The organism is Pseudomonas sp. MPFS (assembly GCF_022537035.1).
In the GTDB taxonomy this organism is placed as follows: domain Bacteria; phylum Pseudomonadota; class Gammaproteobacteria; order Pseudomonadales; family Pseudomonadaceae; genus Aquipseudomonas; species Aquipseudomonas sessilinigenes.
Genome location: NZ_CP066123.1, coordinates 6,752,667 through 6,767,247 on the forward strand (window position 1 = coordinate 6,752,667; position 14,581 = coordinate 6,767,247).

The following is a 14,581-nucleotide window of genomic DNA, read 5'->3' on the forward strand; positions in this document are numbered from 1 at the left end:
GTCAAACAAAAAAGGCCAGCCCGATCACTCGGGCTGGCCTTTTTCATGGGCGCCGGCTGAACCTAGCGCACCGGCAACACCGGGCTACCGAGACGCTCCAGCAAGGTGGCCTGGGCGCTGCGTGGGTTCTGGTTGCCGGTCGGCGTGTTACGGATATAGCGACCGTCGGACTGCAGGCTCCAACTGTGGGTGTTATCGGTGAGATAGCTCTCCAGCTCCTTCTTGACCCGCAGGATCAGCTTCTTGCCTTCCACCGGGAAGCAGGTCTCGACTCGCTTGTCGAGGTTGCGCTCCATCCAGTCGGCACTGGAGAGGAACATCTGCTCCTCGCCGCCATTGAGGAAGTAGAACACCCGGGTGTGCTCCAGGAAGCGTCCGATGATCGACCGTACGTGGATGTTGTGCGACACCCCCGCGATCCCCGGACGCAGGCAGCACATGCCACGCACCACCAGGTCGATGCGCACGCCAGACTGGCTGGCCTTGTACAGCGCGCGAATGATCTTCGGATCGGTCAGCGAGTTGAACTTGGCGATGATGTGCGCCGGCTTGCCGTCCAGGGCGAACTGGGTCTCCCGGGCGATCATGTCGAGCATGCCCTTCTTCAGGGTGAACGGCGCATGCAAGAGCTTCTTCATGCGCAAGGTCTTGCCCATGCCGATCAACTGGCTGAACAGCTTGCCGACGTCCTCGCACAGGGCGTCATCGGAGGTCAGCAGGCTGTAGTCGGTATACAGGCGAGCGTTGGCTGCGTGGTAGTTACCCGTACCCAGGTGCGCATAGCGCACGATCTCGCCCTGCTCGCGCCGCAGGATCAGCATCATCTTGGCGTGGGTCTTGAAGCCCACCACGCCGTAGATCACCACTGCACCGGCCGCTTGCAGGCGGCTGGCCATCTGCAGGTTGGACTCTTCGTCGAAGCGCGCACGCAGTTCGATCACCGCGGTGACCTCCTTGCCGTTGCGCGCCGCGTCCACCAGGGCGTCGACAATCTCCGAGTTGGCCCCGGAGCGGTACAACGTCTGGCGCACCGCCAGCACATGGGGGTCCTTGGCGGCCTGGCGCAGCAGGTCGACCACCGGAGTGAAGGACTCGAACGGGTGCAACAACAGGATGTCCTGCTTGCTGATGACGCTGAAGATGTTCTCGCTGTTCTGCAAGAGCTTCGGAATCTGCGGGGTGAACGGCGGATGCTGGAGCTCCGGGTGGCTGTCCAGGCCGGTGATGCTGAACAGGCGCGTGAGGTTCACCGGGCCATTGACCTGGTACAGCTCGGTCTCGTGCAGGTTGAACTGCTTGAGCAGGTAGTCCGACAGGTGCTTGGGGCAAGTGTCGGCAACTTCCAGGCGCACCGCATCACCATAGCGGCGGGAGAACAGCTCGCCACGCAGGGCACGAGCCAGGTCCTCGACATCCTCGGTGTCCACGGCCAGGTCGGCGTTTCGAGTCAGGCGGAACTGATAGCAGCCCTTTACCTTCATGCCCTGGAACAGGTCATCGGCATGGGCATGGATCATCGACGACAGGAATACATAGTTGTCGCCAGGGCCACCGACTTCCTCCGGCACCCGGATGATCCGCGGCAGCAGGCGCGGAGCCGGGATGATCGCAAGGCCGGAGTCACGGCCGAACGCATCGATACCTTCCAGCTCGACGATGAAGTTCAGGCTCTTGTTCACCAGCAGCGGGAACGGGTGCGTCGGGTCCAGGCCGATGGGCGTGATGATCGGGGCGATCTCGTCACGGAAAAAGCGTCGTACCCAGGTCTTGAGCTTGGCGGTCCAGTGACGGCGACGAATGAAGCGGATCTGGTGCTTCTCCAGCTCCGGCAACAGGATGTCGTTGAGGATCGCGTACTGGCGGTCGACCTGACCGTGTACCAGGTCGCTGATGCGAGCCAACGCCTGGTGCGGCTGCAAGCCATCGGCCCCGGCCTGCTCACGGGCGAAAGTGATCTGTTTCTTCAGGCCGGCGACCCGGATCTCGAAGAACTCGTCCAGGTTACTGGAGAAGATCAGCAGGAACTTCAGGCGTTCCAGCAACGGGTAGGACTCATCCAGCGCCTGCTCCAGCACGCGGATGTTGAATTGCAGTTGCGACAGCTCGCGATGGATGTACAGGCTGCTGTCGTCCAGGTTGGGAATGACGATGGTCGGTGCCGGTTGCGTTTCGGCCTGGACGGCCGCAGGTACCGGCTCCAGCTCGGGCGGGGTCTCGACCACTTGCTCGACCACTGGCTGAGCTTCTTTTACGGCAACTTCTGAGAGTCCTTCAGTATTCATCGCGTGTTCCTGGGAGGGCTATTTTTGCTCTCGTAACAATTGAGCAGCACGAACGGCAAAGTAAGTCAGGATGCCATCGGCACCCGCACGTTTGAAAGCGGTCAGGGACTCGAGAATAACCCCTTCACCCAACCATCCATTCTGGATCGCCGCCATGTGCATGGCGTATTCGCCGCTGACCTGATAGACAAAGGTCGGCACCTTGAATTCATCCCTGACCCGCCAAAGGATGTCCAGATAAGGCATGCCCGGCTTGACCATGACCATATCCGCCCCTTCCGCCAGGTCCGCAGCGACTTCATGCAGGGCTTCCTGGGCATTGGCCGGGTCCATCTGGTAGGAGGCCTTGTCGGCCTTGCCCAGGTTCAGCGCCGAGCCCACTGCGTCGCGAAAAGGCCCGTAGTAGGCACTGGCGTACTTGGCCGAATAGGCCATGATCCGCACATTGACATGCCCCGCCAGCTCCAGGGCCTCGCGAATCGCCTGGACACGACCGTCCATCATGTCCGATGGCGCCACCACCTGGGCCCCCGCTTCGGCATGGGACAGCGCCTGGCGCACCAGGGCATCGACGGTAATGTCGTTCTGTACATAGCCCTGATCGTCGAGAATGCCGTCCTGGCCATGGGTCGTGAAGGGGTCCAGGGCGACGTCGGTGATCACCCCAAGACCTGGGAAGCGCTCGCGCAAGGCCCGGGTGGCGCGCTGGGCGATGCCATCCGGGTTCCAGGCTTGGGCAGCATCCAGGGATTTGAGTTGCCCAGGAGTCACCGGAAACAGTGCCAGGGCGGGAATCCCCAGCTCGACCCAGTGCACCGCCGCCTCCAGTAGCAAATCGATGCTCAGGCGCTCGACCCCGGGCATCGAGGCCACCGCCTCGCGACGATTCTCGCCGTCGAGCACGAACACCGGCAGGATCAGGTCGTCCACGCTCAACCGGTTCTCGCGCACCAGACGTCGGGAAAAATCATCACGGCGATTACGGCGCAGGCGAGTGGCGGGAAACAGGCGATTGGCAGCGGCAAAGCTCACGACGGACTCCATGGCCCGCGCTAACGGGCGAGCGTGACAGTTATAAGCAGGCATTATGACGAACAGATGACAGTTCTGCTCAAGCTGTTGACCGACAGCAACACTCATTGTCATTGAGGGGAATTGTTCACGTCGAGACACATTTCGATACTTTCCCCAACGTCGACGAAGGGGTAGGCTGCGCGTTCATTTCGCCAGCATCCAGACAATGCTCCAACAATTTCTTCAGGATTTCGGCTACTTCGCCCTCTTTCTCGGTACGTTTTTCGAAGGCGAAACCATTCTGGTTCTCGCCGGGTTTCTCGCGTTCCGTGGATACATGGATATCAACCTGGTCATGGTGGTCGCCTTCTTTGGCAGCTACGCCGGCGACCAACTGTGGTACTTCCTGGGGCGCAAGCATGGCCGCAAGTTGCTGGCGCGCAAACCGCGCTGGCAGATGATGGGTGACCGGGCGCTGGAGCATATCCGCAAGCACCCGGACATCTGGGTATTGAGCTTTCGCTTCGTCTACGGCCTGCGCACCGTGATGCCGGTGGCCATCGGCCTTTCCGGTTATCCGCCGGCCCGCTACCTGCTGCTCAACGGCATTGGCGCAGCCATCTGGGCCGTAGCCCTGGCGCAAGCGGCCTTCCACTTCGGCGCCGTCATGGAAGGCATGCTCGGCAGCATCAAGAAGTACGAGCTCTGGGTCCTGGGCGCGTTGCTGGTCGTGGGCCTGTGCCTGTGGCTGCGGCGGCGCTTCAAGAATGCGCGCCTGGCCAAGCAGATCTACGAAGCCGAGCAGGCCGAGCTGAACAAAAAGCCCGCCGAGTAAGCCCCTGCCCTGCGCGGCGACTTCCACTGGGTCGCCGCCCTGCCGTCACCCCCACCGCTCTTCGAGCGCTGAACTCGCCCTCCCAACCGTTTTCCAAATCCATGCCCCCGGCAGACTCCTGGCTTGCAGTCTCGATACCCCTTCCTGGCCACAGGTGACAAACTGGTGGGCATTTAGCGCGATGAACCTGGAGAAAACCCCATGAGCAAAAAAGTTGCAGTGATCCTTTCCGGTTGCGGTGTCTTCGACGGTGCCGAGATCCATGAAAGCGTGATCACCCTGTTGCGCCTCGACCAGCGCGGCGCCCAGGTGCAGTGCTTCGCCCCGGATATCCCACAGATGCATGTGCTCAACCACCTGACCGGCGAAGCCATGCCCGAGACCCGCAACGTGCTGGTGGAATCGGCGCGTATTGCCCGGGGCCAGGTCAAGGATGTGCGCGAGGCCAATGTCGATGATTTCGATGCGCTGATCATTCCCGGGGGCTTCGGCGCCGCCAAGAACCTGTCCAGCTTCGCCACCGAAGGTGCCGCCTGCTCGGTGCAGGCGGACGTGCTGGCCCTGGCCGAAGCCTTTGCCGAGGCAGGCAAGCCGGTAGGCCTGATGTGCATTGCCCCGGCCATGGCGGCGAAGATCTATGGTCCCGGCGTGACCTGCACCATCGGCAACGATGCCGACACCGCGGCAGCGTTGGGCAAGATGGGCGCCACCCACGCCGAGTGCGCGGTGGACGACATCATCGAGGATCCAGCACGCAAGCTGGTGACCACCCCGGCCTACATGCTGGCGCAATCCATCAGCCAGGCAGCCTCGGGCATCAACAAGCTGGTGGACCGGGTACTGGAGCTGACCCACCAGGACCAGCAGTAGCCCCACCTTCCACAGCCAGGGATACGCTCCCTGGCTACATCAGGCCTGGCGCGCCAGCCTGGTCAGGATGCGGTCCAGGGCATTGGCGAACGCCTGCTTCTCCCGATCCCCATAGGGCGCTTGCCCGCCGCTGACCTGGCCCTGCTCCCGCAAGTCGGTGAACAGGTTGCGTACCGCCAGGCGCTCGCCCATGTTCTGCGCATCGAACTCCTTGCCCCGTGGGTCGAGGGCCGACACGCCCTTCTTCACCAGGCGATCCGCCAACGGTACATCGCTACAGATCACCAGTTCGCCAGGCACCGCGTGCTCCACCAGGTAATCGTCCGCGGCATCCGGGCCACTGGGCACCACGACCAGCTTGACGCAGGCGAATGCGGGCTTGATCTGCGGCTGGCCAGCCACCAGCACCACCTCGAACTGCCGCTTGAGGGCAAAACGCACCACCTGCTCCTTGGCGGCCTTGGGACAAGCGTCGGCATCGATCCAGACACGCATTGATGTTCTCCTCGCTAAATGCAAAACGGGCAAGCCATCCCAAAGGGACAAGCTTGCCCGCAATCAACCCGCCCCGAGACTCAGGAAGCCTGCAGGCGTTGTTTTTCGCTCATCCGGCTACGGGTGTAGAGCACCACGATCGCCACGATCGCCACCACCTGGGCACCAAGCGAATAGGCGTCGGCATGAATGCCCAGCCAGTCGAAATCGAAGAACGGAACCGGCCGAGTGCCAAAGATCCCCGCCTCTTGCAGCGCCTTGACGCCATGGCCGGCGAACACCACCGACAAGGCGCACAGCAGCGCGGCATTGATGCTGAAGAACAACGCCAGCGGCAACTTGGCCGAACCCCGCAGGATCACCCACGCCAGGCCCACCAGCAGCACCAGGGCGGTGGCGCCACCGGCCAGTACCGCGTTGTGCCCGGCAGGACCAGCCTGCAGCCACAGGGTCTCGTAGAACAGGATCACTTCGAACAGCTCGCGATAGACCGAGAAGAACGCCAGCACCGCGAAACCGAAGCGGCCACCGCCTCCCACCAGGCTGCTCTTGATGTAGTCCTGCCAGGCCGCCGCATGCCGGCGGTCATGCATCCACACACCGAGCCACAACACCATGACGCTGGCGAACAAGGCCGTGGCGCCCTCCAGCAACTCTCGCTGGGAGCCGCTGACATCGATCACATAGGCTGCCAGGGCCCAGGTCCCCAGCCCGGCGAGCAGGGCCAGGCCCCAACCGACGTTGACACTGCGTACCGCCGACTGCTGGCCGGTGTTGCGCAGGAATGCAAGGATCGCCGCCAGCACCAGGATGGCCTCCAACCCCTCACGCAGAAGGATCAACAGGCCGGAAATGAAGCTCAAGGACCAGCTCAGGCTGTCGCCGCCCAGCAGTCCGGCGGACTCCTTGAGCTTGGCCTTGGCCGCCTCCAGGCGCTGCTCGGCCTGCTCCACCGGCAGGCCATCCTGCAGCGACTGACGGTAGGCCATCAGGGCTTTTTCGGTGTCCTTGCGCACGGCGGCATCGACGTTGTCCAGGGAGCTTTCCACCAGCTCGAAGCCTTCCAGGTACGCGGCGACCGAGAGATCGTAGGCCTGTTCGTGATCGCCGCTGCGGTAGGCCGCCAGGCTCTTGTCCAGGGTCGAGGCGGTGTAGTCCAGCAATTGCCCCGGGCCACGCTTGGCCTGGGGTGGCTGGGCGCGCTGGGCACGGAAGGTCGCGGCGGCCTGCGGTCCCTGGGCCGCCAGGACTTCGCCTGGGGTCTGCCGGGCCAGATCGGCCAGGTTGAAACCCTGCTCGCTCTTGGCCGCCGCCGGATCGGCACTGAAACCGGCGATATAGGTCGCCAGGTCCCAACGCTGGCGATCATCCAGTTGATCGGCGAACGACGGCATGTCAGTGCCTTCCACGCCCAGGCCCAGGGTGTTGTAGATGGCATACAGGCTCAGGCGGTCCAGACGCGCAGCGTCCCGCAGGTTGGCCGGTGGTGGCGTCATGCCGACACCCGCCGGGCCGTCACCGGCCCCCTGCTGGCCATGGCACACCGAGCAGTGCTGGGCGTACAAGGGAGCCCCACGAGAAGGGTCCGGAGTGATGATCGGTGCCTGGCTGACCTCATAGGCCACCGCCAGCCGAGCGCCCATCTGCCGGGCCAGGCGTGCGACCTGATTGCCATCCACACGCTCATCGACGGCCTTGCGCAGGCTGGCGATGCCCTGTTCCAGCTCGGCCTTCTCGGGCTTGGCAGGCAGATCGGCGATCAGCCCCTGCAATACCCCGAGAAACTCCACCTGCTCGCGATACTCGGAGTCATCGATGACCTTGCCATCCTCCACCGTGGCCGGATAGTCCGCGCCGATGTAGTCCAACAAGTGCAGTGCCTTGGGAGCACCGTCGACGGTATCGGCCAGGAGGTTGAAGCTGCAGAACACCAGTACCGGCAGTACCAGCAACGCCAGTAAACGGGAAGGGGCAGTCATGAACGATTCTCAAAGGGAAATACGAAGTAACATATTGTTCCCTCCCAATCGGTTTCACTCAAGGCTTATCGACCCACGGAAACATCTTCGAAAACCGAGCAATGGCTCTGGCCCTTGGTTTCATTAGTCGGCCCGCCTTCTCCAGGTGCAATCCAGCGGGTTCAAGCAGCTATTACAGCCCGGTAAAAATCATCCTGGATCAAACGTTTCAGCCCTGGCCATGACCCGAGCCGAGATGCATCTTGCCCACCCCAAGCGCTGCTCAAAGTCCGTGTGCAACAGCTCACATAGTGGCAATAGCAAATCAAAACGGCGTTAAAAAGCCATTACATAGCCAAAACCCACGTCTATAATGCCGCGCCCTCGTTATCGCGAAATGGCATTTTAGCTCCTCTTTTTATGAGGAATTGGCAGGATCGCCAGTGTTCCTGCCAGAGGGTTCGTCCAGCCCGACCCGCTGCCAGGCTGTCTCACTCAGGGAAGAAGAAGTACCCATGGCATCCCGCGCCCTCCCCACGATTGCGCTCGGCGCAGTCACTCTGCTCGCCGGCTGCTCGGCCTTTCGCAGCTACGACAACGAGCTTCAGGAAACCAACCAGCAGCTGCGCGCCGGCAACATCGACGCCGCCCTGACCCTGCTGGAGAAGCACAACCAGGGTGAAGACAAAGACCTGCTCTATTACTTCGAAAAGGGCGAGTTGCTGCGGTCCAAGGGCGACCTGAACGGCAGCCAGGCAGCCTGGGGCCATGCCGACCAGGTAGTGGGCACCTGGGAAGACTCGGTCAAGCTCGATACCGACAAGTACCTGGCCCAGTTCGGCAGTTTCCTGATCAACGACAAGGTTCGTCGCTACGAAGGTTATGACTACGAAAAAGTCATGCTGACCACCCAGATGGCCATGAACCTGCTGGCCAACAACGACTTCGACGGCGCCCGCATGGCGATCAAGAAGACCCACGAGCGCGAGGCGGTGATCGCCGAACTGCGGGACAAGGAATACCTCAAGCGCGAAGACGAAGCCGAGAAGCAAGGGATCAAGACCCAGTACAAGGACCTCCAGGGCTACCCGGTCGAAGCCCTCGATGCACCAGATGTGGTTAACCTGAAAAACAGCTACCAGAGTGCCTTCAGTCACTATCTGTCAGGCTTCGTCTACGAAGCCCTGGGCGAAAAGGACCTGGCCGCGCCCGGCTATCGCAAAGCCGCTGAACTGCGCCCCAACACACCCTTGCTGGAACAGGCGCTGCTGAACCTCGACGCCCCCGCAGAGGTGCCTCAGGTCCAGGCCCCTGCCAAGTCCAGGCACAAGAGCGCCGCCAAGACTCCAGCCAAGGCACCGGCGATCGCCGCCCTGGCAGCGGATGAGAGCGACGTCCTGATCGTGGTGCAAAGCGGACTGGCACCGGCCCGTGACTCGGTGCGCATTCCCCTGCCTATCCCGATCCGCGACAAGCTGGTGATCACCCCGCTGTCGTTCCCGGTGATCAAGGCCGATAACTCGACCCAGGCCTTCGCCCAGATCGGCATCGATGGCCAGCAACAAGAGCTGACCCTGCTCAACAGCACCACCGCCATGTCACGCCGTGCCCTGCGCGACGACATGCCAGGCATCATCCTGCGCACCACCGTGCGCGCCGTGAGCCGCGGCGTGGCGCAAAAGAACCTCAACGAGGTCAACCCGCTGGCCAGCCTGGCGGTCGGCCTGGCTTCGGCCGTGACCGAGGGTGCCGATACACGTACCTGGCGCACCCTGCCGGACTACACCCAGGTCACACGCCTGCGCCTCAAGCAAGGCGAGCACAAGCTCAGCTTGCCCAATGCGCTTGGTGGCACCCAGGTGCAGGTCAAGGTCGACCAGCGTTACCAGGTGATCGCCCTGCGGGTGGTTGGCAACCAGGTATTCAGCAGTGGCCTGGCCGCCCAGGTCATCCCGAACCACGTCGGCCAGAACATGGCCAGCAACCAACGCCCCTGAGCAGAGACTCCCATGCGCTTGAAACTTCTCGCCGTCGCCACCCTGGCCCTCCTGGCCGGTTGTGCCACCCCTCCGCCCCCTGCTCCCGGCAGCGCCGCCAGCAAGGTGGTGGTCATGAACAAGTTCAACAACATCGCCATCGGGGCGATGCGGGTCGCCCGTGAAAACGGCTTCCTGACGGTCAAGGTGGCGCTGAACAACACCAGCCACACCAACATGACCATGTACTACCGCTTTGTCTGGCTGGGCGACGACGGCTTCCCGGTCGCCGATGAAGAAAGCTGGAAGGTCTTCAACCTGTACGCGGCCCAGGCCACCTTCCTGCCTGCCATCGCACCGGTCCCCAAGGCCACCGACTTTCGCATGGAAGTCAAAACCCAATAAGCCGTCCCTGAAACCCGATCAAGAGAACCCATCATGTTTGCACGCTTTTCCTTCCTCGCCGTGGTCGCCCTGCTGGCCAGCGGCTGCGCCAACAACTCCCCGGTCCTGGGTGGCAAGAACATCAGCTACGGCGATAGCAAGGCCGTGGAACTGGTGACCAACGAGTTCGGCTCCACCGACCTGCAGATGATCGCCGAGTCCATGACCCGCTCCCTGGCCCAGTCCGGCATCCTCCAGGGCCGCCCGGTGGTCCAGGTCTACGACGTGAAGAACAAGACCAGCGAGTACATCGATACCCGTGAGATCACCACGTCGATCAAGACCCAGTTGATGAAATCCGGCACCGCACGTTTCGCCAGCGACAACAACGCCATGCAGAGCCAGGTCGACCAGCTCAAGCTGCAGAACCAGAGCGGCCTGTACAAGCAGTCCACCGTGGCCAAGACCGGCAACATGGTCGCCGCCAAATACCGCCTGGAAGGCTCCATCAGCTCCATCGTCAAGCGCAGCAGCGACTACAAGGACGTCTTCTACAAATTCAGCCTGCAACTGATCGACGTCGAGAGCGGTCTGGCCGAATGGATGGACGAGAAAGAGATCCGCAAGACCACGGAGCGCTAAGCAATGCGTGCATGGATTGGCATCCTGGCCCTGGCCTGCGCGTTCGGCGCACAGGCGGCCCCTAAAGTCGCAGTCATGGACCTGGCCTACCAGGAGCGCGTAGAAGAATACATCCACGTGGTCTCTGCCCAGCAGAACTACCGCGAGGGCTACTACAGCGCCAGCGGCTCATCCAGCTACAACGAGCTGGAAGCCAGCACCAGCTACATCGAGGAAGGCGAGCTGCGCAAGTTCACCGGCGACATCAAGGGCGGGATCCTCAAGTCCGGGATGTTCCAGCTGGTGCAGGGTTCGCCCCACACCGAGTCGTCCAAGGCCAACGTCTACGACGTGATCAAGCGCATCAAGGCTGGCAACTTCAAGGGTGCCGACTACGTGCTGTTCGGCACGGTGTCGGACATCGACTTCACCCAGGACATCAACGAGATTGCTGAAACCAACAGCTACTCGGCGGTCCTGGGCCTGACCCTGGTGGCGGACTTCAGCCTGATCAACACCCGCACCTTCGAGATCACCTCGGCGTTCACCGCCATGGGCGAAGGCCAGGACACCAAGCTGGTGAACAGTCGCGACATTCGTGTCTCGCTGAACCGCCCACGGGTGGTACGCGAAGTCTCCAAGGCCCTGGGCGATGACGTCACCCGGCAGATGGCCGAGCAACTGGGCCGCGGCGGCTACGCGCCCCAGGGCCAGGCGCCGGCCCGCAACAACCTGCCAGCGGACACCGCTCCGGTGATCCTGCGCTGAGCAGGCAGGCAATGAAAAAGGCGACCCGCAGGTCGCCTTTTTCATTGCCGGGACAACTAGACCGCAGCCTTGCGGATGGTCGCCAACAAGCCCGCCGCGCCCAGGAACAGGCCGGCGAAGGTACGGTTCATACGCCGCTGCTGGACCGGGGTGCGCAACAGACGCAGGACCTTGGAAGCCAGCCCGGTATAGCCGGCCATGACGATCAGGTCGACGACGATCATGGTGGCGCCAAGGATCAGGTACTGCTTGAGCAACGGCGCATGGGGGTCGATGAACTGCGGCAATACCGCCAGCATGAACACCAGGGCCTTGGGGTTGCTGATGTTCACCAGGAAACCGCGGAACACCAGGGCCAGGGGCTTGCCGATCGGCCGGATGGCCGCGTCGTCGCTAAGATCGCTGGGCACGGAGCGCCATTGCTTGACCGCCAGGTACACCAGGTAGGCCACGCCGAACCATTTGATGGCGTAGAAGGCCGTGGCGGAAGCGGCCAGGATCGCGCCGACACCCGCCGCGACGATGGCGATCTGCATGGCCAGGCCCAGTTGCAGTCCCAGGGCGTTCCAGTAACCGCGCCAGAAGCCATATTGCAGGCCACAGGACATCGACGCGATCGCGCCGGCTCCCGGAGAAAGACTGATTACCCAACTGGCGGCGAAGAACGCCAGCCATGTCTCAAGCACCATCGCACACCTCGGATCGAATTGGACGTGACTGCCTAAGCTAATCCTCCGATCCGCAGCTGACCATGTTTTTTTATCGGGAAGTGCTGCCGGCCCAGCCGCTGCCGTCACCCCTCAGGAGCTTGGTGGCCCCCAGGGCCGTGCCTGCTGCGCAGTGGTTCGCAGCCTTCGCCAGCGCTACAGGGGTTGGCTATTTTTCGTCCAGGCCTACAGGCAGCACATCAGTGCCACGCCAGCGGCGTACCGAACGCTGGAAGAACAAGCTGTTGGGCACCTGCACCATGGCACTGCCGGTACCGGCTTCCTCGGGCTCGATCAACGTGGTGTACAGCAGGTTGATGGCCACCACCCGGCCCTTGATTCCCGGCTTGTCGAGGGTATCCACCAGCTCCACCACATCGCCCAGGCGGAACGGGCCGACGGTGAAGATCAGGATCGCGCAGAGCAGGTTGGAGAGCACGCTCCACATGGCGAAGAACGCCACGGCTGCCACCGCGACAAAACCGGACAACGCGGTCCACAACACCGTGGCCGATACGCCCAGGCGCTCCAGCACGAAGATCACCGCGCTGCCCATGATCAGCCAACGCAGGCCACCCCGCAGGGGCATCAGCAACTGCGGCGGGAACGGATAGCGCTGGCCCAGGCGGGTCAGGCCTCGGGCCACGAAACGCTGGGCCAGGTAGCCTGCCAGGAGGATCAGCAGGATCTGCACGCCAAGCCACAACGGGCCGATCCACTGCGCCGGCAACGGCAGTTGCAGGGTCTCCATCAGGACAACGCCTCCAGCTCCGCCTGCATGCTCTCCAGCAGTTCCAGGGCTTGCATCCAGGCTTCTTCCAGCTCGGCTTCGCGGACCTTGAGCTTGGCCTGCTCGGCCAGCAGGTCACGCAGCTCATCCTTGCGGGCCGCCTCATAGAGCCCACTGTCACCAAGGCTGGTCTCGATCTGGGCCAGGCGCACATGCACCTTGCCCAGTTCGGTCTCAAGCTTCTCAGCTTCGCGCTTGTGCGGTGCCAGTTGCTGGCGCAAGGCAGCGGCAGCCTGGCGCTGGGCCTTCTTGTCGGTCTTGTCGGCGTTCACGACAGAGGGGCTGACCGGAGCATTGCGCAGGCGGTAATCCACCAGCCAGCGGGCGTAGTCGTCCAGGTCGCCGTCGAACTCCTCGACCTTGCCGTCGGCCACCAGCAGGAAGTTGTCGGTGGTGCTCTTGAGCAAGTGACGATCGTGGGAGACCACCAGTACCGCGCCACTGAATTCTTGCAAGGCCATGGTCAGGGCCAGGCGCATCTCCAGGTCCAGGTGGTTGGTGGGTTCGTCGAGCAGCAACAGGTTGGGCCGTCCCCAGGCAATCAGCGCCAGGGCCAGGCGGGCTTTTTCGCCACCGGAGAAATTCAGCACCGGTTCGTCGATACGGGCTCCCCGGAAGTCGAAGCCGCCGAGGAAGTCGCGCAGGGTCTGCTCACGCTCGGTGGGCGCCAGGCGCTGCAGGTGCAGCAACGGGCTGGCCTTGGAGTCCAGAGAGTCCAGCTGGTGCTGGGCGAAGTAGCCGACCACGGTGTTCTCGCCGCGAGTCAGGCGCCCGGCCAGCGGCGACAGCTCACCGGAGAGGTTCTTGATCAGGGTCGACTTACCAGCACCGTTGGGGCCCAGCAGGCCGATCCGCGCTCCCGGAGTGAGCTGCAGCTTGACCTTCTCCAACACGGTCTTGTCGCCATAGCCCAAGCGAGCATCGGACAGGTCGAGCAGCGGGCTGGAAATCTTCTGCGATTCGCGGAACACGAAGTCGAAAGGCGAATCGACGTGGGCCGCCGACAACTCTTCCATGCGCTCCAGGGCCTTGATCCGGCTCTGGGCCTGGCGGGCCTTGGTGGCCTGGGCCTTGAAGCGGGCGATGTACTTTTCCATGTGCGCGCGCTGGGCCTGCTGCTTCTCGTAGGCTTGCTGCTGCTGGGCCAGGCGCTCGGCGCGAGCGCGCTCGAAGGCACTGTAGCCACCGCGATAAAGGGTGAGCTTGCGCTGCTCGACATGGGCCACATGATCGACCACGGCATCGAGGAAATCGCGGTCGTGGGAGATCAGCAGCAAGGTGCCGGGATAACCCTTGAGCCAGTCTTCCAGCCAGAGGATCGCATCCAGGTCCAGGTGGTTGGTGGGTTCGTCGAGCAGCAACAGATCCGATGGGCACATCAGGGCCTGGGCCAGGTTCAGGCGCATCCGCCAGCCCCCGGAGAAATCGCCGACCTGACGATCCATCTGTTCGTTGGTGAACCCCAGCCCGGCCAGCAGCTTACGCGCCCGGGCGTCGGCGGTATAGCCATCGGCGCTGTCGAGCTCGGCATGCAGGCGGGCCTGGGCAGCACCGTCCTGGGCCGCTTCGGCGGCGGCCAGGTCGCGCTGCACCTCGCGCAGGCGCAGGTCGCCATCGAGCACATAGTCCACCGCCAGGCGTTCGAGGGTATCGACCTCCTGGCGCATGTGGGCGATGCGCCAGTCGGCGGGCAGGAAGCAGTCACCCGAATCCGGATGCAGCTCACCGCGCAGCAAGGCGAACAGGCTGGATTTGCCGGCGCCGTTGGCACCGATCAGACCGGCTTTCTGGCCGGCGTGCAGGGTCAGCTCGGCGTCTTCTAGCAGACGTTGCGGGCCACGCTGTAAAGTCAGGTTCTGAAGTCGAATCATAATGGCGGCG

General features: G+C 63.1%; 13 protein-coding genes. 6 read left to right on the top strand and 7 right to left on the bottom strand.

The window, feature by feature from the left end:
• Window positions 1–62: 62 nt before the first annotated feature.
• Window positions 63–2,282, bottom strand: a complete 2,220-nt coding sequence (gene ppk1, locus I9018_RS31100; protein ID WP_068575989.1) for a polyphosphate kinase 1 — start codon at window positions 2,280–2,282, stop codon at window positions 63–65.
• An 18-nt stretch (window positions 2,283–2,300) separates the two neighbouring features.
• Window positions 2,301–3,314 carry a porphobilinogen synthase gene (hemB, locus tag I9018_RS31105; protein WP_124347120.1) on the bottom strand — a complete coding sequence of 338 codons (1,014 nt, stop codon included), beginning with the start codon at window positions 3,312–3,314 and terminating at the stop codon, window positions 2,301–2,303.
• A 208-nt stretch (window positions 3,315–3,522) separates the two neighbouring features.
• On the opposite strand from hemB, the gene I9018_RS31110 reads away from it, so the two are divergent.
• Window positions 3,523–4,131, top strand: coding sequence for a DedA family protein (locus I9018_RS31110; RefSeq protein WP_068575985.1), 609 nt, complete (start codon window positions 3,523–3,525; stop codon window positions 4,129–4,131).
• A gap of 201 nt (window positions 4,132–4,332) precedes the next feature.
• Complete coding sequence (gene elbB, locus I9018_RS31115) at window positions 4,333–5,001, top strand: isoprenoid biosynthesis glyoxalase ElbB (RefSeq protein WP_068575983.1); 669 nt, start codon at window positions 4,333–4,335, stop codon at window positions 4,999–5,001.
• Window positions 5,002–5,040: 39 nt separating this feature from the next.
• Here the strand turns inward: elbB and I9018_RS31120 are convergent, their stop codons facing one another.
• Complete coding sequence (locus tag I9018_RS31120) at window positions 5,041–5,496, bottom strand: YaiI/YqxD family protein (RefSeq protein ID WP_241108282.1); 456 nt, start codon at window positions 5,494–5,496, stop codon at window positions 5,041–5,043.
• 80 nt (window positions 5,497–5,576) lie between these two features.
• Entirely contained in the window at window positions 5,577–7,475 is a 1,899-nt protein-coding gene (locus I9018_RS31125) for an FTR1 family protein (protein ID WP_241108283.1), read from the bottom strand.
• A gap of 494 nt (window positions 7,476–7,969) precedes the next feature.
• Between I9018_RS31125 and I9018_RS31130 the strand changes: the two genes are divergently transcribed.
• The 4 genes from I9018_RS31130 to I9018_RS31145 are packed head-to-tail and all read left to right on the top strand — an operon-like array spanning window position 7,970 to window position 11,203.
• Complete coding sequence (locus I9018_RS31130) at window positions 7,970–9,451, top strand: hypothetical protein (RefSeq protein ID WP_241108284.1); 1,482 nt, start codon at window positions 7,970–7,972, stop codon at window positions 9,449–9,451.
• A 12-nt stretch (window positions 9,452–9,463) separates the two neighbouring features.
• The gene (locus tag I9018_RS31135; RefSeq protein ID WP_124347118.1) at window positions 9,464–9,835 is read left to right on the top strand and encodes a YcfL family protein; all 372 of its coding nucleotides are present in this window, start codon (window positions 9,464–9,466) and stop codon (window positions 9,833–9,835) included.
• Between the two features lie 33 nt (window positions 9,836–9,868).
• Window positions 9,869–10,456, top strand: coding sequence for a penicillin-binding protein activator LpoB (lpoB, locus tag I9018_RS31140; protein WP_241108285.1), 588 nt, complete (start codon window positions 9,869–9,871; stop codon window positions 10,454–10,456).
• 3 nt (window positions 10,457–10,459) lie between these two features.
• Window positions 10,460–11,203 carry a penicillin-binding protein activator LpoB gene (locus tag I9018_RS31145; protein ID WP_241108286.1) on the top strand — a complete coding sequence of 248 codons (744 nt, stop codon included), beginning with the start codon at window positions 10,460–10,462 and terminating at the stop codon, window positions 11,201–11,203.
• A 56-nt stretch (window positions 11,204–11,259) separates the two neighbouring features.
• Here the strand turns inward: I9018_RS31145 and I9018_RS31150 are convergent, their stop codons facing one another.
• The 3 genes from I9018_RS31150 to I9018_RS31160 form a co-directional block, all read right to left on the bottom strand.
• A complete protein-coding gene (locus I9018_RS31150) occupies window positions 11,260–11,892 on the bottom strand; it encodes a LysE family transporter (protein ID WP_031320684.1) in 633 nt (210 codons plus the stop codon).
• 187 nt (window positions 11,893–12,079) lie between these two features.
• Window positions 12,080–12,661: a mechanosensitive ion channel family protein gene (locus I9018_RS31155; RefSeq protein ID WP_068575970.1), complete on the bottom strand. Its 582-nt coding sequence runs from the start codon at window positions 12,659–12,661 to the stop codon at window positions 12,080–12,082.
• Window positions 12,661–14,571: an ATP-binding cassette domain-containing protein gene (locus I9018_RS31160; protein WP_241108287.1), complete on the bottom strand. Its 1,911-nt coding sequence runs from the start codon at window positions 14,569–14,571 to the stop codon at window positions 12,661–12,663. Before I9018_RS31160 ends, I9018_RS31155 begins: the two co-directional genes overlap by 1 nt.
• Between the last annotated feature and the right edge of the window lie 10 nt (window positions 14,572–14,581).

Bases quoted from the DNA above. Each gene is read 5' to 3' on its own strand.
- I9018_RS31135 (WP_124347118.1), top strand. From the start codon at position 9,464: ATGCGCTTGAAACTTCTCGCCGTCGCCACCCTGGCCCTCCTGGCCGGT.
- I9018_RS31160 (WP_241108287.1), bottom strand. From the start codon at position 14,571: ATGATTCGACTTCAGAACCTGACTTTACAGCGTGGCCCGCAACGTCTG.
- I9018_RS31155 (WP_068575970.1), bottom strand. From the start codon at position 12,661: ATGGAGACCCTGCAACTGCCGTTGCCGGCGCAGTGGATCGGCCCGTTG.
- I9018_RS31145 (WP_241108286.1), top strand. From the start codon at position 10,460: ATGCGTGCATGGATTGGCATCCTGGCCCTGGCCTGCGCGTTCGGCGCA.
- I9018_RS31120 (WP_241108282.1), bottom strand. From the start codon at position 5,496: ATGCGTGTCTGGATCGATGCCGACGCTTGTCCCAAGGCCGCCAAGGAG.
- I9018_RS31150 (WP_031320684.1), bottom strand. From the start codon at position 11,892: ATGGTGCTTGAGACATGGCTGGCGTTCTTCGCCGCCAGTTGGGTAATC.
- I9018_RS31110 (WP_068575985.1), top strand. From the start codon at position 3,523: ATGCTCCAACAATTTCTTCAGGATTTCGGCTACTTCGCCCTCTTTCTC.
- I9018_RS31125 (WP_241108283.1), bottom strand. From the start codon at position 7,475: ATGACTGCCCCTTCCCGTTTACTGGCGTTGCTGGTACTGCCGGTACTG.
- I9018_RS31130 (WP_241108284.1), top strand. From the start codon at position 7,970: ATGGCATCCCGCGCCCTCCCCACGATTGCGCTCGGCGCAGTCACTCTG.
- ppk1 (WP_068575989.1), bottom strand. From the start codon at position 2,282: ATGAATACTGAAGGACTCTCAGAAGTTGCCGTAAAAGAAGCTCAGCCA.
- elbB (WP_068575983.1), top strand. From the start codon at position 4,333: ATGAGCAAAAAAGTTGCAGTGATCCTTTCCGGTTGCGGTGTCTTCGAC.
- lpoB (WP_241108285.1), top strand. From the start codon at position 9,869: ATGTTTGCACGCTTTTCCTTCCTCGCCGTGGTCGCCCTGCTGGCCAGC.